22 protein-coding genes and 1 pseudogene are annotated in these 17,763 nt (G+C 69.9%); 10 read left to right on the top strand and 13 right to left on the bottom strand.

Features of this window, described 5'->3' with window-relative positions; translation table 11 throughout:
• Nucleotides 1-118 precede the first annotated feature (118 nt).
• Together WD341_RS19015 and WD341_RS19010 are read left to right on the top strand one after the other, a co-directional pair.
• Complete coding sequence (locus WD341_RS19015; RefSeq protein ID WP_368427071.1) at nucleotides 119-436, top strand: hypothetical protein; 318 nt, start codon at nucleotides 119-121, stop codon at nucleotides 434-436.
• Between the two features lie 126 nt (nucleotides 437-562).
• The gene (locus WD341_RS19010) at nucleotides 563-916 is read left to right on the top strand and encodes a DUF2794 domain-containing protein (RefSeq protein ID WP_368427070.1); all 354 of its coding nucleotides are present in this window, start codon (nucleotides 563-565) and stop codon (nucleotides 914-916) included.
• Between the two features lie 78 nt (nucleotides 917-994).
• Here the strand turns inward: WD341_RS19010 and WD341_RS19005 are convergent, their stop codons facing one another.
• Together WD341_RS19005 and WD341_RS19000 are read right to left on the bottom strand one after the other, a co-directional pair.
• Nucleotides 995-1,366, bottom strand: a complete 372-nt coding sequence (locus WD341_RS19005; protein WP_368427069.1) for a hypothetical protein — start codon at nucleotides 1,364-1,366, stop codon at nucleotides 995-997.
• 92 nt (nucleotides 1,367-1,458) lie between these two features.
• Nucleotides 1,459-2,289, bottom strand: a complete 831-nt coding sequence (locus WD341_RS19000) for a DUF72 domain-containing protein (protein WP_368427068.1) — start codon at nucleotides 2,287-2,289, stop codon at nucleotides 1,459-1,461.
• A gap of 661 nt (nucleotides 2,290-2,950) precedes the next feature.
• On the opposite strand from WD341_RS19000, the gene WD341_RS18995 reads away from it, so the two are divergent.
• Nucleotides 2,951-3,763, top strand: a complete 813-nt coding sequence (locus tag WD341_RS18995; RefSeq protein WP_368427067.1) for an FkbM family methyltransferase — start codon at nucleotides 2,951-2,953, stop codon at nucleotides 3,761-3,763.
• A gap of 46 nt (nucleotides 3,764-3,809) precedes the next feature.
• Nucleotides 3,810-3,956 (top strand): hypothetical protein, encoded by a 147-nt coding sequence (locus tag WD341_RS18990; RefSeq protein ID WP_368427066.1) that lies wholly within the window; start codon nucleotides 3,810-3,812, stop codon nucleotides 3,954-3,956.
• 13 nt (nucleotides 3,957-3,969) lie between these two features.
• On the opposite strand, the gene WD341_RS18985 is transcribed toward WD341_RS18990, so the two are convergent.
• From WD341_RS18985 to WD341_RS18970, 4 genes are all read right to left on the bottom strand, one after another.
• Nucleotides 3,970-4,326 (bottom strand): ArsC family reductase, encoded by a 357-nt coding sequence (locus tag WD341_RS18985; RefSeq protein ID WP_368427065.1) that lies wholly within the window; start codon nucleotides 4,324-4,326, stop codon nucleotides 3,970-3,972.
• 97 nt (nucleotides 4,327-4,423) lie between these two features.
• Nucleotides 4,424-4,831: a VOC family protein gene (locus tag WD341_RS18980; protein WP_368427064.1), complete on the bottom strand. Its 408-nt coding sequence runs from the start codon at nucleotides 4,829-4,831 to the stop codon at nucleotides 4,424-4,426.
• Nucleotides 4,828-6,084: a DUF763 domain-containing protein gene (locus WD341_RS18975; RefSeq protein ID WP_368427063.1), complete on the bottom strand. Its 1,257-nt coding sequence runs from the start codon at nucleotides 6,082-6,084 to the stop codon at nucleotides 4,828-4,830. Before WD341_RS18975 ends, WD341_RS18980 begins: the two co-directional genes overlap by 4 nt.
• A gap of 181 nt (nucleotides 6,085-6,265) precedes the next feature.
• Complete coding sequence (locus WD341_RS18970; protein ID WP_368427062.1) at nucleotides 6,266-7,111, bottom strand: class I SAM-dependent methyltransferase; 846 nt, start codon at nucleotides 7,109-7,111, stop codon at nucleotides 6,266-6,268.
• A gap of 140 nt (nucleotides 7,112-7,251) precedes the next feature.
• Between WD341_RS18970 and WD341_RS18965 the strand changes: the two genes are divergently transcribed.
• The 6 genes from WD341_RS18965 to WD341_RS18940 all read left to right on the top strand — a co-directional run bounded on the left by WD341_RS18965 (nucleotide 7,252) and on the right by WD341_RS18940 (nucleotide 11,775).
• A complete protein-coding gene (locus WD341_RS18965) occupies nucleotides 7,252-9,351 on the top strand; it encodes a BTAD domain-containing putative transcriptional regulator (RefSeq protein WP_368427061.1) in 2,100 nt (699 codons plus the stop codon).
• A 131-nt stretch (nucleotides 9,352-9,482) separates the two neighbouring features.
• The gene (locus WD341_RS18960; protein ID WP_368427060.1) at nucleotides 9,483-9,854 is read left to right on the top strand and encodes an ArsR/SmtB family transcription factor; all 372 of its coding nucleotides are present in this window, start codon (nucleotides 9,483-9,485) and stop codon (nucleotides 9,852-9,854) included.
• On the top strand, nucleotides 9,851-10,330 hold the full coding sequence (locus WD341_RS18955) for an SRPBCC family protein (RefSeq protein ID WP_368427059.1): 480 nt from the start codon (nucleotides 9,851-9,853) through the stop codon (nucleotides 10,328-10,330). The genes WD341_RS18960 and WD341_RS18955 overlap by 4 nt, the downstream gene beginning before the upstream one ends.
• 82 nt (nucleotides 10,331-10,412) lie before the next feature.
• On the top strand, nucleotides 10,413-10,862 hold the full coding sequence (gene msrB / locus WD341_RS18950; RefSeq protein ID WP_368427058.1) for a peptide-methionine (R)-S-oxide reductase MsrB: 450 nt from the start codon (nucleotides 10,413-10,415) through the stop codon (nucleotides 10,860-10,862).
• Nucleotides 10,859-11,368: a peptide-methionine (S)-S-oxide reductase MsrA gene (gene msrA / locus WD341_RS18945; protein WP_368427057.1), complete on the top strand. Its 510-nt coding sequence runs from the start codon at nucleotides 10,859-10,861 to the stop codon at nucleotides 11,366-11,368. The genes msrB and msrA overlap by 4 nt, the downstream gene beginning before the upstream one ends.
• A gap of 20 nt (nucleotides 11,369-11,388) precedes the next feature.
• A complete protein-coding gene (locus tag WD341_RS18940) occupies nucleotides 11,389-11,775 on the top strand; it encodes a DUF488 domain-containing protein (RefSeq protein ID WP_368427056.1) in 387 nt (128 codons plus the stop codon).
• Nucleotides 11,776-11,781: 6 nt separating this feature from the next.
• Here the strand turns inward: WD341_RS18940 and WD341_RS18935 are convergent.
• The 7 genes and pseudogenes from WD341_RS18935 to WD341_RS18905 form a co-directional block, all read right to left on the bottom strand.
• Nucleotides 11,782-11,976 (bottom strand): annotated as a pseudogene (locus WD341_RS18935) (GNAT family N-acetyltransferase); the annotation flags it as partial.
• Between the two features lie 399 nt (nucleotides 11,977-12,375).
• A complete protein-coding gene (locus tag WD341_RS18930; protein ID WP_368427055.1) occupies nucleotides 12,376-13,761 on the bottom strand; it encodes an alanine/glycine:cation symporter family protein in 1,386 nt (461 codons plus the stop codon).
• Nucleotides 13,762-13,863: 102 nt separating this feature from the next.
• Nucleotides 13,864-14,214 (bottom strand): carboxymuconolactone decarboxylase family protein, encoded by a 351-nt coding sequence (locus tag WD341_RS18925; protein WP_368427054.1) that lies wholly within the window; start codon nucleotides 14,212-14,214, stop codon nucleotides 13,864-13,866.
• Between the two features lie 33 nt (nucleotides 14,215-14,247).
• Complete coding sequence (locus WD341_RS18920) at nucleotides 14,248-15,117, bottom strand: acetyl-CoA C-acyltransferase (protein WP_368427053.1); 870 nt, start codon at nucleotides 15,115-15,117, stop codon at nucleotides 14,248-14,250.
• 115 nt (nucleotides 15,118-15,232) lie between these two features.
• Nucleotides 15,233-15,568 (bottom strand): hypothetical protein, encoded by a 336-nt coding sequence (locus tag WD341_RS18915; RefSeq protein WP_368427052.1) that lies wholly within the window; start codon nucleotides 15,566-15,568, stop codon nucleotides 15,233-15,235.
• 27 nt (nucleotides 15,569-15,595) lie between these two features.
• Complete coding sequence (locus tag WD341_RS18910) at nucleotides 15,596-17,218, bottom strand: SWIM zinc finger domain-containing protein (protein ID WP_368427051.1); 1,623 nt, start codon at nucleotides 17,216-17,218, stop codon at nucleotides 15,596-15,598.
• Between the two features lie 59 nt (nucleotides 17,219-17,277).
• Nucleotides 17,278-17,688 (bottom strand): hypothetical protein, encoded by a 411-nt coding sequence (locus tag WD341_RS18905; protein ID WP_368427050.1) that lies wholly within the window; start codon nucleotides 17,686-17,688, stop codon nucleotides 17,278-17,280.
• Between the last annotated feature and the right edge of the window lie 75 nt (nucleotides 17,689-17,763).

The following is a 17,763-nucleotide window of genomic DNA, read 5'->3' as shown; positions in this document are numbered from 1 at the left end:
CTTGGTAAGGGATTCCGGAGCGCCGGGCCCTGCCGCCCGGCAGTCGCCGCTAAAGCCTTTCTTTACCCGCCTCGCGCAGGATGCCGCTCCAGGCCAGGAAGTCCGGGAACCGCCCCCCATGAAGCGCATCATCTGCCTCGTCGGCCTGCTCGGCCTGCTCGCCGGCTGCGGGCCGGAAAGCCTGATCACCACGGGCCTCGGCATCGCCAGCCTGAAGACCACCAGGAAGACCCTGCCCGACCACGCCATCGGCCTGGTCACCGACCAGGACTGCTCCACCTTGCGCGCCCAGCGCGGCGACGCCTACTGCCTCACCCCGGAAGAGATGGAAGCGCGGATTCCGGCCCAGCCCGAGTTCTGCTACCGCACCATCGGCGGGATCGACTGCTACGACCGCCCCGACGAGAGCAAGCAGGATTCGCGGCTGCTCTACTAGGCCCCTTCGAGACCGCCCGGCGCTGCCTGGCCGGCGCAGCCTGGCCGGGGGAATATTCTGGACGCTCCAGGCCTCTTGCGCCAACATTCCCGGCAGGCAAGCGCAACAGGCGAGGGACGACGGCCCATGGGTCAGCTGCTCAGTCTGCAGGACTTCGTCCAGCCGCGCGGCGGCGCGCGCAAGCAGGCCAGGCCGACCTACTTCACGCGTTCCGAGCTCAATGCCCTGCTGTCCGTTTACAGCCGCCGCGTGTCGAGCGGAGAATGGCGCGATTACGCCATCGACCACCACGCCGGGACGGCGATCTTCTCGATCTTCCGCCATACCCACGAGCGGCCCCTCTTCGCCGTGGCCAAGCGCGTCGGCGGCAGCGCCAAGAGCGGGGAGTATCTGCTGTTCAGTCAGGGACAGCGTCTCGCCCGCGGCAGGACGCTGGGCGAGGTGCTCAAGACCTTCGAGCGCAAGCTCCGGGTCGTCTGACGGAACGCCAAGGGCCTTCAGGCCCTTTTTTGCTGCCTGCGCCCCGCCGTCCGCTGCGAGCCCCCGCAGCGGAGCGCGTCAGGAGGTCTCCTCCAGCTCGAAGCGGGCCTCGATCGAGGCCTCGGCGCGGCCACTGCGCAGGCACAGCATGATGAGGCGCGCGTCCTCGCCCTGCGGTGCCTCCAGGGCGAGTGCCAGGCGCCGCTCCTGCTCGTCCACCGCCGCCGCCTCGTTGACCGCGGCGAAATCCCCGGGCCCGAGCAGGCAGTAGGCGATCAGCGCCCCGGCCCGCTCGATCGAGGCCTCGGACGCGCGCGGGCCGACCAGGCGCAGGGCGGTCAGCTTGATCGGGTCGGACAGCAGCTGCGGGTGCAGCCCGTGGCGCCGCAGCGCCGCGTCGAGGCGCTGGCGCTCGCGCGACGGGCCGAAGAGCGACCAGATCGAGAGCATCGCCGGAGCGGGCCTTTCGCTTGCCCCGCGGCCGAAGTGGCCGGCGGAGGCGTCATCATAGCGCCGATGCCGCGCGGAGTCCGGCCGCAGGCTCATTCCGCCGCGGTCAGCCGCTCGATCAGGCCGCGCGCGGCGGCCGGCGCCTTCGGCTTGAAGCCGTTGATGAAGTAGAGGAAGGCGTCGCGCGCAGTCGCCGCGGGCTCCTCGGCCGAGAGCGGCTGCAGGCCCTCCGGCAGGTCGCCCGGCGCCGCGCCGCCCGCCCAGGCGCGGGCCCGCGCCGCCCAGGCGTCCAGCGCCCTGCCGGGATAGCCCTCGGCCTCGGCCGAATCGGCGCCCTGCAGCCGGGCGTAGACGAAGCCGGCCGTGAGGTCGGCGATCTGCGGGAAGTCGGCCTTGTCGGTCAGGACGACCCCGACCTCGTGGCGGCGCAGCAGCTCGACGAAGCCCGGCACCCGGAAGCTCTCGTGGCGGACCTCCACGACGTGGCGCAGCGCGCGCCCCTCGTGGCGGCCCGGCAGCAGCTTCAGGAAGGCTTCGAAGTCCTCGGCCTCGTAGCGCTTGGTCGGCAGGAACTGCCAGTTGATCGGCCCGAGCTTGTCCTTCAGCTCCAGCAGGCCGCTCGACAGGAAACGCTCGATCGAGGGCCCGGCTTCGGCCAGCACGCGCCGGTTGGTCGCGAAGCGCGGCCCCTTCAGCGAGAAGACGAAGCCCTCCGGCGTCTCCTCGCGCCAGCGCGCGAAGCTCTCCGGCTTCTGGGAGCCGTAGTAGGTGCCGTTGACCTCGATCGAGGTCAGCTGCCGGCTGGCGTACTCGAGCTCGCGCTTCTGGGCCAGCCCCTGGGGATAGAAGGTGCCGCCGCGCCAGGGCTCGAAGGTCCAGCCGCCGATACCGACCCGGATCGCGCCGGTCCGCCGTTCCGCCATCTTGCTCTCCTCCGTAGCCGGTCGTGCCGCTCGACCGACTCTAGCGCCGGCACGGCCGGCGTCCTACCGTTGCCCGCCATCGCCACCCGCCCCATCCCTCGCACCCTCGCACAAGGAAAAGCCGACATGACGCAATGCGTGGTCTTCGTCCGCTTCGAGATCGAGCCCGGCCGGCGGGCCGAGTTCCTGCCGATGATCGAGGCCAGCGCCGCCGCCTCGGTCGCCGAGCCTCTACCGGCCCGCCGCCGCTCCTGGTCAACTGCATCGGGAGAACCTTTCCAAGCAGCGTGCAGAAGGTCTTTGGGTCATCCTCCGCCACCCGGAGCAGGTAAGCCTCGCGGCCAGCCCGCTCGAAGGCGTTGAGCAGCGCTTCCTTCACGTCGCGGGTCAGCTGTGCGGCGTGCCCTTCTGCCGGCCGTCTCGGCGCTCTCCCGGCTTACTGCCGCCTCCTGCCATGTCGCCGTCCGCTGCTACTTCAGCCACGTCGACCGAAGTCGGCCGCGCTCCTTGCTGTTGTTCCCGTGTCAATTCCACCGACTGCCGTGCGCCGTTCTGTCAGCGCGCCTTACACTTTCGCCCTCGTGCTGCCGCGCTCTGGCCCGGTTTCCACCACTGGCACGGTTCTTGCAATCTGAGGTTGCCGATAGCAGGAGGGTTCCCGATGCAGACGGAGCCGATCCACGAGCGGGCGCTGAAGACGATCTACTACGGCGTCCTAGACCGCATGGCGGGGCGCCGGGGCCTCAGCCGCTTCGTTCCAGTGGGCCTGGAGCCCTTCTGCGACATCACGAAACGGCTGCCCCACGATGGCTTCCGTATGGTCTTTGACGTCGGCGCCAACGTGGGCAAGATGACCCGGCGTTTCGGCCGATTGCTGCCGGATGCACAGGTCCATGCCTTCGAACCAGTGGGCGAGACCTACGACACCCTACGCCGCCAGACCGCCCGGCTGCCCAACGTCACCTGCGTTCAGGCTGCTCTCGGCGCCGAGGAGGCCAAGGTTGACATCGTCCTGCAGCGGCACTCCGCCGTAAACTCGCTGCGCCATGCCGGAGCGCCAGCCAACGGTCGCCCGGTGGAAACCATCAAGGTGACGACGTTGAATCGCTACTGCGAAGACCGCAGCATCGAGCACATCAACTACCTGAAGATCGACGCCGAGGGGACCGACATGGACGTTCTTCGCGGGGGCCGCAGAATGCTCGACGACGGCCACGTCGATTTCGTACAGGCAGAAGTCGGCTTCGATGCCGACAACCCTGCCCTCGTCCCGTTCTCGACCTGCTACAACTACTTCGCGGATCGCGGCTACCTGCTGTTCGGGCTGTACCACCAGACCCTGGAATGGTCGGGCCGCCCTTATCTACACTTCTGCGACGCCGTGTTCGTCGCGGAACGCATCGCCGGCCGCTCGGCAAAGCCGAGGGCGAAGGCGGTCGAGCTAGAACATCAAGAGCGACGCCGGACGGGATGACGCCCCACCAGCGCCGCCTCCCACATTGTCGTCAATGGTGATCCAGTTGACGACGATCACGTTGTTCCTCGACCGGCACCGGCAGGCCCCGCACTTCGCGCGCTTCGGCCGCGAGTCCCTGGGGCTGATCCGGGCCAAGCGGATCGATATCGGGACACCCTCCCCGAGCGCGCCTGCCTCCCGGCGCGGCTGATCGTCCCGGGCGCCTACCCGGCCGTGCCGAAGCGGGCGGCATAGCGCTCCGGCTTGAAGCCGACGAGCAGCTCGCCGTCGGCTTCCAGGACCGGGCGCTTGATCATCGCCGGCTGGGCGAGCATGAGGTCGAGCGCCCTCACCTCGTCGAGGCCGTCGCGCTCGCTCTCCGGCAGCTTGCGGAAGGTCGTGCCGGCGCGGTTGAGCAGCCTCTCCCAGCCGACTCGGCGCGCCCAGCCCTCGAGACGGGCGCGCTCGATCCCTTCGGCCTTGTAGTCGTGGAAGCGGTAGGCGACGCCCTGCCCGTCCAGCCAGGCACGCGCCTTCTTCATGGTGTCGCAGTTCCGGATGCCGTAGAGCGCGACCGTCATCGGCCGCCCCGCGAGCCGACTGCCCCGGCGCCGGCGCCCAGCGCGGTGCCGACCGCCGCGCCCTGGCCGACGCCCGACGCGATTCCCGAGGCCATGCTCATGTCGCGGGTTCCTCCTCCTGTGCTGCACCGCTGCCGTAGGGCCGGGTGATGGCCTCCAGCAGATGCCCGTCGGGATCCTGGAAATAGACGCCCCGTCCGCCGTCGTGGCGGTTGATCTCGCCTGGAACCTGCCGCGCCGGATCGGCCCAGTAGGGCAGCGCGCGCTCGAGCAGGCGTGCGTGGATGGCGTCGAAGTCCGACTCCTCGACCAGGAAGGCGTAGTGCTGGGTCGAGACCGATCCCTGCTTTTCGAAGAAGTCGAGCGAGACCCCGTTGGCGGTCTCGACGACGAGAAAGTGCAGGAAGGGCTTGGCCGGCGGCAGGCCGAGCATGGCGGTCAGGAAGTCCGCCGAGCGGACCTTGTCGCGGCACCAGACGATGGTGTGGTTCAGCCGGACGCTCATGCTCGCTCTCCCAGGGAGCGCGGCCCCGGCGGCGGCTCGGGGCCGAACACGCTGCGGCCGCCGTAGCGATGGGACTCGCGCCGCTCCTCGGCGATCAGGGCCTCGACGGAAGGGCCGCCGGCCGCCCGTTCCAGTCGGCGGGCCTGGTCGTCCAGGCGCTTCAGCGCGGCCAGCTCCTCGTGGCACCCGAGGCGGGCGCCGCGCACCGCCGACTTCAGCACACCGATGGTGCGGTCGTAGACCGCGATCGGCACCGGGAAGGGTTGCCGGTCCTTGCCGCCGTGGGCCAGCGAGAAGCGCGCCGGGTCGGTGAAGCGGCAGGGCGCGCCGTGCAGGATCTCGGCGACCAGGGCGAGCGCGCGCACCGTGCGCGCGCCCACGCCCGGCACCAGCAGCAGCTCGGCGAAGTCGACCGGCCCGCGCTCGGCGGCGGCCGCCAGGTTGCCGTGCAGGCGGCGCGCCACGACGTCGCCGTCCCGGACCTCGTGGCGATCGGGCAGGCAGAGGTGCGGCAGCAGCGGCTGGGCGCCGGCAGCGGCCGGGCGGGGCTCGAGCCGCGCGAACTCGCGGGCGATGCCGTCCGGACCCAGGTCGCCGAGCAGCGCGAGCTGGCCCCGGCGCGACGCCTCCGCCCGACGGTCGGCGAGGTTGACGATCTCGCCCTGGCCGCGGCCCTCGATGGCGGCGTGCGGGGTATCGAGGAAGCCGGTCATGCCCTCCGACAGCCAGTGGTAGCGCCGGGCCTGGCGGCGGCCGTCGTCGAGGCCCTGCTGGATCACGACCCAGCGCCCCTCGTCGGTGACGATGAAGCCGTGCAGGTAGAGCTGGAAGCCGTCCTGGACCGCGGCGCTGTCAACCTTGGCAACCAAGCGTGAGGCCTGCGCCAGGGCGGCGCCGTCGAGGCCGGTGCGCAGGCCGACCGCCGTCAGCTCGTCCGGCGTCGCCCGCGAGTGCCGGCCGCGGCCGCCGCAGACGTGGACGCCGAGCTCGCCGGCGAGCGGCGCCAGGCCGCGCTTGAGCGCGCCCAGCACGCTTGTGGTGATGCCGGAGGAGTGCCAGTCCATGCCCATGACGGCGCCGAAGGACTGGAACCAGAAGGGGTGGGCGAGCCTGCGCAGCAGCTCGTCGCGGCCGTACTCGCGCACGATGGCCTCGACCATGACCGCGCCGAGCCGGGTCATCCGCTGGGCCAGCCAGGGCGGCACGCGCCCGCCGTGCAGGGGAAGGTCGGCGCTGCCCGCCCGCTTGGCCATCTCGTCCGTCCCGTCGCCCGGAGTTCCGCTAACGTTCCCGCCGCAAGGTGGCAGGATGCGGGCAGCGCGACAAGGCGCTTGTTCGAGGCTGCCGGGCGCAAGGGGCGCCGAGGAGGGCGGGGCGATCGCGGGCTCTCCCGCGACCGCCCGCCCCGCACCTGTCAGGATTCGCCCTGGGGCGTCAGCGGCGGGCGACGACGACCTCCAGGTACTCGCTGGGAACGATCAGGGTCTGGTCACCGGAGCGGTTGAAGCGCTCGAGCAGGGCCGTCAGGTCGGCGGTCAGGGCGAGCTGCGCCTCTTCGTCGAGCGCCCCGAAGGCCTTGTGGACCGGCCCGTAGTAGGTCCGGAAGACCTCCAGCCAATGCTCCACGGAGCGGTAGCGGAAGACGAAGCTGCGCGGCTCGGTGCGAATCTCGGCGGCGGTGGGACCGAACAGCTCCTCGAGCGCCGCGCGCGTGCCCCACAGGGCAGGCGACTTGACGCCGGCGGGCGGCGGCAGGTGCTTGCCGATGGTCTTGAACAGCTGGCCGATGAAGCCCTCCGGCGTCCAGTTGGCGAGGCCGATCTTGCCGCCGGGCCGGCAGACCCGCGCCAGCTCCGCCGCCGCCTGTGCCTGGTCGGGCGTGAACATCACCCCGAAGGTCGAGACCGCGACGTCGAAGCTGGCGTCCGGGAAGGGCAGCGCCTCGGCGTCGGCCTGGCGGAACTCGATCTCGAGCCGCTCGGCCGCGGCACGCTCCCGGCCGCGCGCGAGCAGCGCCGGGACGTAGTCGGTGGAGGTCACCTCGCACCAGCGGCGGGCGGCCGCCAGGGTCGCGTTGCCGTTGCCGGCGGCGACGTCGAGGACCCGCTGCCCGGGCCGGAGGTCGAGGGCCTCGCACAGCGCCTCGCCGACGATCTGCAGGGTGGTGCCGACGACGGCGTAGTCGCCGGAGGACCAGGCCGTCTGCTGGCGGACCTTCACGGCCGCCAGATCGACCTCGACCTTTTCGGTGCTATCGGCAAGCATGGTGGCGAGCTTCACTTTCATTCTCCTTGGGGTGAGTTCCTGTCTGCGGTCGCCGCGTCACCCGCCGTTGAAGGGCACCGGCTCCGGCGCCACCTGCAGCCAATGGCCGCTGCGACCGTCGAACGGGACGCTAGCCGCGGCGCGTGGAGGACCGCGTGGTAGCCCGCGTGGAAATCGCCGTGGAATCCGGTCGGCGTGGCGGAACGGCTGGCGAGCCGGCCCTCCGGCTGGTCCTGCTCGGGCCGATGGCGGTCAGCCGACGCGGCGTGCCGCTGGCCCTGCCGGCCTCGCGCAAGGTGCGCGCGACCGTGGCCTACCTGACGCTGGCGCCGCGCCCGGTGATGCGCAGCCACCTCTGCGAGCTGCTGTGGGATCTGCCGAGCGATCCGAGGGGCGAGCTGCGCTGGTGCCTGAGCAAGGTGCGGCGCCTGCTCGACGAGCCGGACCGGCCCCGCGTCGCGACCGGCAGCGATGCCGTGGCCCTCGACCTCGCCGGGTGCGCCGTCGACGCCCTCGAGGTCGCGCGGGCGACGGAGGCGGGGCTCGCCGGTCTTGGGGCAGCCTCCCTGAGGGACCTCTCGAGGCTGTTCGCCGGCGAGTTCCTGGAAGGGCTGGAGATCGACCGCAGCCCGCGCTTCGGCAGCTGGCTGGTCGCACAGCGCCGCCGCTTCGGCGCCGTCCGCGTCGCCGTCCTGGAGCAGCTGGTGGCGAGCCTTCCTCCCCGATCGGACGAGACTTTCGAGAGCATCGAGGCATGGCTCCGTCTCGCGCCGCTGGACCGCCGCGCCCACGAAGCCCTGCTCGCCGCGCTGGCCCGGCAGGGGCGGATCGACGAGGGCGAGGCCCACGTCGCCGCCGCGGTTCGGCTCTTCGAGTCCGAAGGCCTGAACGGAACGCCCGTGCGCGCGGCCTGGCGCCAGGCCGTCCGGGGCCGGGCGACCGTCGAGGTCGTGTCGCCGGCCGCCGCGGCCCCAGCCCCCATAATCCTGGTCCCCAACGCCCTGGCCCCCGACGCCCTGGCCCCGGGGGCTCCCGCGCCCGGCGACGACCCGCAGGCCTCGACGGCACCGGGCCGCGCCTCGATCGCCGTGATGCCCTTCCTGGACCAGGAGACGGTGGCTGGCGCACGCGGCGGCTCGGGCGACGGCATCGCCCAGGACATCACGACGCGCCTGTCGAAGCTGCGCAGCCTGTTCGTCATCGCCCAGGGCACGCTGCTGGCCCTCGACGAGCGGCGCTTCGGCCCGGCCGCCGTCGGTCGCGCCCTGGACGTGGACTACATCGTCACCGGTGCCCTGCGGCGCCAGGCCGGCCGCCTCGTCGCGACGGTGGAGCTAGCGGAGACGCGGACCGCCCGAGTGGTCTGGTCGGAAGTCTACGACCGGCGCCAGGACGACGCCTTCCGCATGCTCGACGAGATCGGCGACAGCCTGGTCGCCTCGATCGCGCAGCAGGTCGAGGCGGCCGAGCGCAACCGTGCCATCCTCAAGCACCCGCGCTCCCTCAACGCCTGGGAGGCCTACCACCGCGGCGTCTGGCACATGTACCGCTACAGCCGGCCCGACAACGAGCAGGCGCAGCACTTCCTGGAGCAGGCGGTCGCCCTGGACCCGACCTTCGCGCGGGCCTACGCCGCCCTCTCCTTCACCCACTTCCAGAACGCCTTCCAGCGCTGGCGGGAGCGCGAGGCGGAGATCGGCCGCGCCTTCGAGACCGCCGGCCAGGGCCTGCTCGTGGACGAGCAGGATCCCGCCGCCCACTGGGCCATGGGCCGCGCCCTCTGGCTGCGCGGCAGCCGCGACCAGGCGCTCCGGGAGCTGGAGACGGCGGTAGCCCTCAGCCCCAGCTTCGCGCATGGCCACTACACCCTGTCCTTCGTCCACGCGCAGGTGGGCGACCCCCAGGCCGCCGTCGATTTCTCGGACCACTCGCGCCTGCTGAGCCCCTTCGATCCCCTGCTCTGCGCGATGCTCACCACGCGCGCGCTCGCCCTGGTCCGCCTCGGCCGCCTGGAGGAGGCTGCGGACTGGTCGGCCAAGGCCGCAGCCCGCCCCAACGCCTTCTCGCATCTGCGGGCGATCACCGCCTGCCTGCTCGCCCTGACCGACCGCGGCGAGGAGGCCAGGACCGTGGCGGCCGACGTGCAGGCGCTGGCGCCGGGCTACCGGGTCGAGGACCTGCTCGCAACCTTCCGCTTCCCGCCCGAGGTCGCCGAGGTCTTCCGGACCGGTGCGCGGCGCGTCGGCATGGGCTGAGGCCGAAGGGCAATACTAAGGAATTGACCTAAGTTTCTGGATCGCCTATATCCGCGCCGGACACTTCGCGGGAGGCGAGCCATGGCGAGCAGCGAGAACGATCGGCCCGGCCCCGCGACGGCCGGCGCGCGATGACGCCGCAGCCGAACCCTGCCCCGGCCCCTGCCCTGCCGCCGGCCTCGGTGGACGGGCTCTTCAAGGCGCTGTCCGACCCGACCCGCCGGCACGTCCTGGAGCGGCTGAGCGCGAAGCAGGCCTCGGTCAGCGAGCTCGCCGCCCCCTACGACATGACGCTGCCGTCCTTCGTCGGGCACCTGAAAGTGCTCGAAGGCTGCGGGCTGGTCCGCTCACGCAAGGTCGGCCGCGTCCGCACCTACCAGCTGGTGCCCGAGCGGCTGCAGGCCGCCGAGGACTGGCTGGGCCGGCAGCGCAGGCTCTGGGAGCGGCGCCTCGACCGGCTCGACGACTACCTGATGACCATGACAGAGGAGGAACCCCGATGATCTCGCCCCTGGCGACGCCGGACCCCAGGCTCGACCTGGTCCTGGAGCGCGATGTCGACGTGCCGCTCGAGCGCGTCTGGAAGGCCTGGACGACGCCCGAGCACCTGCGCCACTGGTTCGTCCCGAAGCCCTGGACCGTCACCGCCTGCGAGATGGACCTGCGTCCCGGCGGCGTCTTCAGCACGACGATGCGCTCGCCCGACGGGCAGGAGTTCCCGAACGTCGGCTGCTACCTCGAGGTCGTCGAGAACGAGCGCCTGGTCTTCACCGACGCGCTGCTGCCGGGCTTCCGGCCGGCGCCCAAGCCCTTCTTTACCGGCGCCCTGCTGCTGGAGCGGCGCGGCTCCGGCACGCGCTACACGGCGATCGCGATCCACGGCGACGAGCCCTCGCGCAAGAACCACGAGGAGATGGGCTTCCACGACGGCTGGGGCACCGTGCTCGACCAGCTGGTCGCCTTCATCAAGCAGTCGTGACGGCCGGGACCCGGAAGGATGCGCGCGCGGCCCTGGAAAAGCCGCCGCGCGCCGCCACCTGATACCCGAAGGAGATCCAAGAATGGCCGACTACCGCAAGACCGCCGAGGCCGTCGCCGCGCTGACGCCGGAGCAGTACCGGGTGACCCAGCAGAACGGCACCGAGCGCCCCGGCACCGGCGCCTACCTCGACAACAAGGAGCCGGGCATCTACGTCGACGTCGTCTCGGGCGAGCCGCTCTTCGCCTCGGCCGACAAGTACGAGTCCGGCTGCGGCTGGCCGAGCTTCACCAAGCCGATCGAGCCGGCCCACGTCGCCGAGCTCAGCGACACGACCCTCGGCATGCGCCGGGTCGAGGTCCGCTCCGCCCAGGGCGACAGCCACCTCGGCCACGTCTTTCCCGACGGCCCGCCGGACCGCGGCGGGCTGCGCTACTGCATCAACTCGGCCTCGCTGCGCTTCGTCCATCGCGACGACATGGAGGCCGAAGGCTATGGTGCCTATCTCGACCAGGTGGAGGAAGTGACATGAGCGACGAGAGGGCCGTCCTGGCCGGCGGCTGCTTCTGGGGCATGCAGGATCTGATCCGCAGGCAGCCGGGCGTCATCGCCACGCGCGTCGGCTACACCGGCGGCGAGGTGCCGAACGCGACCTATCGCAACCACGGCAACCACGCCGAGGCGATCGAGATCCGCTTCGACCCCGAGCGGACCAGCTTCCGCGCGATGCTGGAGTTCTTCTTCCAGATCCACGACCCGACGACGCCCAACCGCCAGGGCAACGATGTCGGCGCGAGCTACCGCTCGGCGATCTTCTACACCAGCGAGGAGCAGCGCCGCGTCGCCGAGGACACCATCGCCGACCTCGAGGCCTCCGGCCTCTGGCCCGGCAAGGTGGTGACCGAGGTCGTGCCGGCGGGCGACTTCTGGGAAGCCGAGCCCGAGCACCAGGATTACCTGCAGCGCCTGCCGAACGGCTACACCTGCCACTTCGTGCGCCCGGGCTGGAAGCTGCCGCAGCGCGAAAAGGTCGGCTGAGCGGCCGCCGGCCTGCGGCGATGAGCGTCCGAATCGTCCGCCTCGGCAGCCCGCGGCATCCGCGCGAGGGCCTGCGCATCGGCACGGTGCGCCGGCCGCCGCGCGGCGTGCCGAAGGCGCGCACCGCCGCCGACGACTGGTACGACGTCTGGTATCCCGAGCTCTCGCCCAGCCCCGACTTGGTGAAGAAGGCGCTGGCGGCCTCGGGCGACAGGGAGTGGCAGGCCTTCGTGCGCGCCTTCCGCAAGGAGATGGCGGAGCCGGCGCCGCGTCGCACCCTCGACCTGCTGGCGGCGCTGTCCGCCAACGCCGACTTCTCGCTCGGCTGCTACTGCGAGGAGGAGGCCCGCTGCCACCGCTCGGTGCTGCGGGCCCTGCTGGAGGAGCGCGGCGCGGCCCTCGCCTAGCGCCCTTCAGGGGGCCGGCACTTGGATGTCGAAATGCAGCACGTCCTCGCGCAGGCCGAGCTTGCTGTAGAGCGCGATCGCGGGATCGTCGCCCAGGTCGGCCTGAACGAAGACGACGTAGGCGCCGCGCGCGGCCGCGATGTCGCGGAGCTCCTCGATCAGCGCCGTGGCGATCCCTTCCCGGCGGTGCCCCTCCTTCGTCGCGACGAGCGCGAGGACGTGCGGCGGGGCATGGCGAGGTCACCATCCTTCACGACGTGGCGGGATCGCGCGGCGTACGCCGAGATCGACCCGGACGTCATCGTCATCGACCTGGAGAATCCGAACCGCGACATGCTCGAAGGCATGTTCGCGCTCAGCGGGGCCGTGAAGCGGCCGATCGCCATGTTCGTCAGCACGCGGAACCAGCACAGGCCGAGTGCCGCATGAAACCGCATGCCGGACCATGCCGGCGCCCAGGTAAATGAGATAGCCGGTCCCGGTCGATTGAACGACAAGGTAGGCGGCGCTCGAAACAGGAGACTCGGATTTGCCATTTTATCGCGAGGGCGCCTTCAGCCTCCGCGATCCGGCCTCTCGCGCCGCAGCTCTGGCAAGTCTTCAGGTCTGATCCGTCTCGTCTCCACCTCTATGCCGATCGTCCAGAAGTGCTGTCTTTTCCCGAACCACGACACCGGCAAGCGCGATCAGGGCGATGAGGTTGGGCGCTGCCATCAGGCCATTCAGGGTGTCGGCGAATTCCCAGACCGTGACAAGGCCGCCGATCGCGCCGATGAAGATAAAGGCGAGAAAGGCGAGCCGGTAAATCAGCACGGCGCGCCGGCCGAAGAGGTATCGAAAGCTCTGCTCACCGTAGAAGCCCCAGGTAAGCATCGTGGTGTAGGAGAACAGGACGAGCGATACCAATACGATCAGCCCGCCCACGCCCGGCAACGCCGTAGCGTACGCTCGGGAGGCGAGTTCAGCGCCGGTAGCGCCGCTTTCGAGAACGCCGGTCACGAGGATGACAAGCGCCGTCATAGTGCCGATGACGAGCGTATCGATCGCCACCTCCCAGATGCCCCAGAGCCCCTGGCCACCGGGGGTGTTGCGCGCCTGGGCATGGGCGATCGATGCCGATCCGAGGCCCGCCTCGTTGGAGAAGATGCCGCGGGCCACGCCATAGCGCAGCGCTGCCAAGACCGTGGCACCGGCAAAGCCTCCCGCGGCTGCCGCTGGTTCGAACGCGTGTCGTACGATTGAAGCGAGGGCCCCGGGCACCGCGGGGGCATGCAGCAGCAGCACTGCGAGAGCCGCCACGAGATAGGCGATCGCCATGCTCGGAACGATCCGTTCGGCTGTAGCCCCGATACGCTTTATGCCGCCGAGAGTGACTGCGCCGACCAGGACTAGGGCAATGGCGCCAGTCAGCATGGCAGGCACGCCAAAGCCTATTTCCATGGCATGGGCCATGGTGTTTGCTTGAACCATGTTGCCGATGCCGAACGAGGCCAAGCCGGCAAACGCAGCATAGACAAGCGCGAGGGGCTTCCAGCCCAACCCGTACTCAATGTAGTAGAATGCACCGCCCGCCACTTCCCCGTTCGGGTCGATCCGTCGGTAGTGCACACCGAGCGCGGCTTCGGCGAACTTGGTCGCCATTCCGACCAGGGCCACCATCCACATCCAGAAGATCGCGCCGGGGCCGCCGAGAGTCATCGCGGTCGCCACGCCTGCGATATTGCCGACGCCGACGGTGCCGGCCATGGCCGAGGCAACGGCCTGCAGCGGCGTGATAGCGCCTGCTACGGCTGCCGTTCTTCCTCTGAACAGGCGCCCGAACGAGTTCCGCCAGGCAAAGCGCAGATGCGTGAACTGAAAGAACCTGAGCCGGAAGGTGAGATAAAGTCCCGTACCTACCAGCAGCAGCATGAATGGCGGCCCCCACACGAGAGCATTCAGCCAGTGGTTCGCGCTTAAGAGGAAGCTCCCAAAGCCAGCAACCATCTGTCCTCCGCTTACGCAGGAGCCGTGTTGGTCATGCCGAGTCCTAGATGAACCTTACCGATGACGCGAAAATTCTCGTTGCGGTCCACCAAAAGGGATTCATCAGGATTGGTCATTCTCAAACTGATCGTAAGCCCTCAAGGCGTCGGCGCCATATACCGCCGCCGGGCCGCCGCCCATGTAAAGGGCGAGCGCCACGGTCTCGGCGACCTCCTCCCGCGTCGCGCCGTGGCCATGCGCCATCTTAGTGTGATAGGCGACACATCCGTCGCAGTGGACAGCGATACCGATCGCGAGTGCCATCAACTCCTTGGTTTTCGTGTCCAGCGCATGTGCGGCCGTAGCCGCGCTGGAGAGCGCTCCGAAAGCCTTCATAGCGTCGGGAGCCCCCGCGCGAATGAGCCCGACCCCGTTCATGACGTCGTCAGCAACCTGCTTGAAATCCTTGGGCACGGTGTCGTCCTCCCCTTCCTTGCCTCAGCCTTCTCAAGCGAGCGTCTCCAGCGCCAGCGCGATTCCCTGGCCGCCGCCGATGCACAGCGTGACGACGCCGCGTTTCAGCCGATCGCGCTTCATGGAGTGCAGCAGCCGCGTGGTGAGGACCGCCCCCGTCGCACCGATCGGATGACCATGGGCGATCGCGCCGCCTTCGACATTCACGACATCCTCCGAAAGGCCAAGCTCACGGGTGACGGCGAGTGCGATGGCGGCGAAGGCCTCGTTGATCTCGACGCGCTCCAGGTCGCCGATGGACCAGCCGGCGCGCTCGAGCGCCTGGCGCACCGCCGGCACCGGACCGATGCCGAACATGCCAGGCTCGACGGCGCCAACCCCGAAGGACACGAGTCGCGCAGCGGGCTCAAGGCCGTTTTGCTCGGCAAAGCCGCGCTCGGCGATGATCATCGCGGACGCGCCGGTGTTGAGACCGGGCGCATTGCCGGCGGTGATCGTGCCTCCCTCGCGGAAAGCCGGCTTCAGTTTCGCGAGAGACTCAAGCGTTGTGTCGGGCCGGTTGTGCTCGTCCTTTCCGAAAAGCTCCGCTCCCTTCCGCCCCTTGATCGCGACAGGAACGATCTCTTCCTCGAACTTGCCGGCGGCTTGCGCGGCGGAAAAGCGCTCTTGGGAGCGGGCCGCCCAGCGGTCCTGATCCTCACGGCCGATCTGGTACTTCTCCACCAGATCCTCCGTATGCCAGCCTGCATGCTGGTCGGAGAAGGCGTCGTTCAGGCCGTCCCGAAGCATGGCGTCATGGATCTGGCCGTCTCCCATGCGATAGCCCCATCGGCCACTGCTCATCAGTAAGGCGCCAAAGGCATCCGGGCGGTCCGCCACGAGTGTGTTCACCGGCAGACCCATCGTTTATCGTCGATTGACGATGCATAGGGTCGAACACATCCGAAGGCAAGAGCCCGCGCTCACCGTGCGACCAACCTGGCAAGGACACCGCGCGGGCAAGAGCGCACGGCCATAATCACCCTTTCGGCAGGGAGAGATACGAGCGGACGATCTCGAGCTTCGCGTCGGAGAGGCCGGCAAGGTGTCGTTCGTCCAGATACTCTTCCCGGATCAGGCGGGCGAAGACCAACGGCAACTGCGAATAGCGGAAGTCGAACAGCTCTTCGAGCTCGCGCCGCTGCCGCCGTAGATAGCGTTCCATCTCCCAGAGATCCGCCGGCTCGGCGACCGCGTCCGCGCGGCTCTTGAACTCTGCCATCAGCTTGGCGAACGCCGCGTCGAAGGCAAGGTCGAAGGCGCGGCGCGCGACCTTCTTCTCCGACCCGGACCACTTCAGATCGAGCCCGCTCACGATGACTGGCCTCCCCTCCTCCCGTCTTCATTCCAGGAACTTCATGAAGTTGCGCTTGCGCCCGTGGCGCGCCCTCAGCTCTGACAGATGGGCCGCCTGCTCCGCCGCCCCCCTCAGTTTGGCCATGCGGGCGATCAGCGCGGCAGCTTCTTCGTAGGCCGGGTTGCCGCCGACCCGGACAAGCTCCTCAACCCGCTCACCGTAGACCGCGAGCGCTTCCCCAGCGTGCGTCGTCTCGCTCGCCGCCGCCAGAGCCTCCCTGACGCCTCGCGATGCTCCGCTTTCGCGGACGGCCAACCAGGCGGCCTCGAACATCCTTTCCTCGATCATCACCTGGACGAGGAGGTCCGCGGGCGAGCTCCGAGGCGCGGAGCGCTTCGAGGCGAGTTGTCCCTGCAAGAGCGCGACCGCGCGCCGGGCCGCCTCCTTTCCGCCAAGCGAGCGCAAGCGGCCATAGAGGGCCAGGCTCGGTGTCTTCTCGAAGGCGCGCCAGAGGTGCGCTTCGGCGTCCGTCTTGCGACCTGCCCCCAGCAGCAGGTCGACGGTGCAGCACACCAGCCGCTCGTCCGGTCTCTCGTCCTCGAAGAGCCACAGCCCCTCCTCGGCATGCTGCAGCGCTTCCTCCTCTCGGGCGTGGGTCCGGCAGAACTCGGCGAGCTGGAGGTAGGCCCTGGGCGACGACAGGGTCTTGGCCCGCAGCGCAATGCGAAGATCGAGGTCGCCATCGCGTTCGGCGAAGAAGTCCAGGATCGACTTCAGCCGGTCGCGATCGAGCTCAAACTCGTCCTGCTCAACGCGGTGCCTGCCGAGTTGCGGCGGCAGCTGCTCCCAGGCTTCCTGCGCAAGCCGGCGGTATTCGGCGAGCCCCGGCTCGCCGAGAACCTCGGCATAGCGCTCTGCCGCTGCGTAGAAGGTGTCGTACTCTCCCTCCATCTCCTGCCGGAATAGGTCGCGTGCCAGGGCGACGGGATCGGGCCTGGAAGTCCGGCAGGCCTCGAGGTGGATCCCCTGGACGCGCCCGAGCAGTGCGCCGCAATGGCCGTCGGAGTCGTCGATGTCCTCGATCGCGCTCTCGATCCTGGCGGCGGCGTAGTCGGCAAGCTCGACGACCAGCGCCGCGCGCGGGCCGGTGGCCAACCCGGCCAGCAGGTCCAGCGCGGCATCCACGTCGCCGGCCCATTCCGCTGCCTGCCAGTAGTCCACGAAGCCGCGGGTCCGGGTTGCGTCACGGATCGCCCGCTTCAACTGCGCTTCGACCGCCTTGCCGTCGGTTCCATCCGCCGCGGCGGCGATCTCCAGCTTCCGGAGCAGCGCCGGGTCCCGCTCGGCAACCTCGACGATCGTCTCGACCAGGGCCTCGATGCTCCTGGTCCTCAGGTGCTGCCGGATCCGGTCGAGCAGGCCGGCGCCCTCGGCCTGTCCGGCGGAGATCGCGGCGTTCGCCGCGAGGGCCACCGCCACCATGTGCTTGCAGAAGCCGTCGCGCTCGAAGGCCGGACAGGAGCACGCGCCGCCGATGTCTCCGGCCTGTCCGGCGACCTCGGTCCGGTATTCCTCGCTGCCGGCGACCCGCGCCAGCACGCGGCCCCGATCAATTCCGAGAATCTCCACCAGCCCGTCGCGGAAGTAGGCCTGCCCGCGCGCGAACACCCTCTCCCCGGCCAGCTGCCGCAGTCTGTCCGGAACGAACCTCGGGTGGGGCTTCGTGTTCATATCGGCGGGTGAAGCAGCTCGTCGTCTTCGATGAGAAGCAGGGCTTCGTCCAGGGTGACGCCGCTGTAGAGGCGGTACCACTGACCGGTATGACGATGCCAGAAGACGTCGAAGCGCAGCTCGGCCAGATGGCCCTCAAGATGATCGAGACGCGTGAAGGCCGACTCGAACTCTTCGCCGAGATTGTCCGGGGAGCCGGAGCGATAGCGGGTGATGAAGCTGTACCTTCTGCCGCGCCAGCGCCCCAGGATGTCGACGGGATAGTTGAACTGCGTGGGACGGATCCGACGCAGGAAGCGGGGCTTGAGCCTCTCGGCGATGAAGCGCTCGCAGACGGCGCCAATCTCCGCTTTCTGCTCCTTGGTGAGTTCCCTGACCCGGACCCAGCTGCCCTTCGGCTTCGGCATGACCCGCTTCCGTCAGTTGCTCGGCGGCGCGGACGACCCCGGCCGCGCTGCCGCCCTAGCCTACTCCCACTCGAT

Source organism: Tistlia sp. (assembly GCF_040905785.1).
Classification (GTDB): Bacteria; Pseudomonadota; Alphaproteobacteria; order Kiloniellales; family DSM-21159; genus Tistlia.
This window is presented reverse-complemented; position numbering and strand designations above follow the sequence as displayed.